Origin of the sequence: Melaminivora alkalimesophila (genome assembly GCF_000282995.1) — a bacterium.
Classification (GTDB): domain Bacteria; phylum Pseudomonadota; class Gammaproteobacteria; order Burkholderiales; family Burkholderiaceae_C; genus Melaminivora; species Melaminivora alkalimesophila.
In genome coordinates this window covers 1-306 of sequence record NZ_ALEE01000129.1, presented here as the reverse complement: position 1 = coordinate 306, position 306 = coordinate 1, and the positions used below count along the sequence as shown (strand labels likewise).

1 pseudogene is annotated in these 306 nt (G+C 75.5%); it reads right to left on the bottom strand.

The window, feature by feature from the left end:
* Positions 1 to 122: 122 nt before the first annotated feature.
* Positions 123 to 306 (bottom strand): annotated as a pseudogene (locus tag A612_RS01875) (AEC family transporter); the annotation flags it as partial.

Here is a 306-nt window from a genome sequence, read left to right as displayed (position 1 = left end):
CGCTGCAGCGCTTCCTGGCTGCCTGGCAGCCGCTGCTGCACGCCGAGCGCGCGCGCCACCGCGGCCTGCGGCGCTGGCTCATCGACGTGGACCCGCAGGCGATCTGAGGGGCGCCGCCGCGCTCAGGTCAGCAGCGCCACCGCGGCGGAAAAGCTCAGGAAGGCCAGCGCCGTGCTGACCAGGATGATGCGCGCCACGCGCCCGCCGTGCGCCTCGAAACGCTCGGCCAGCAGCGAGACGTTGCTCGCGCTGGGCAGCGCCGCCACCAGCACCAGCGTGGTCTCGGCCAGCGGCGGCAGCGGCCAG